Annotated in this window: 1 protein-coding gene; it reads right to left on the reverse strand. The window is 53.6% G+C overall.

From position 1 onward, the window contains the following. A partial coding sequence (locus CHK_RS00725; RefSeq protein ID WP_046442020.1) for a 2-oxo acid dehydrogenase subunit E2 occupies window positions 1-375 on the reverse strand: 375 nt, incomplete at both ends.

A 375-nucleotide genomic window follows, 5' to 3' on the forward strand; every position in this document is an offset into this window, starting at 1 on the left:
GTCCACGATCCTGTGGTCGTACGTCAGCGTCATCGACATGATCGGCCTGATCACAATTTCATCACCGATTACCACCGGCGTTTTGGTGATCGCTCCCAGTGCCAGTATGCCCGATTCCGGCGTATTGATAATCGCCGTGAATTCGTCCAGCCCGAACATCCCAAGGTTTGACACCGTAAACGTGCCTCCGCTCATTTCCTCAAGCGCAAGTTTGTTTTCCTTCGCCTTGCCCGCAAGCTCCTTTGCCATGAAGCTCAGCTCTTCCAGCTTCATCAGGTCTGCGTCCTTGATATTCGGCACGATCAGCCCGTTATCAACCGCTACCGCTACCCCAAGGTTCACATAATCGCGCATCACAATCCCTTCGTCCGTGAT

The organism is Christensenella hongkongensis (assembly GCF_000981035.1).
Classification (GTDB): Bacteria; Bacillota; Clostridia; order Christensenellales; family Christensenellaceae; genus Christensenella; species Christensenella hongkongensis.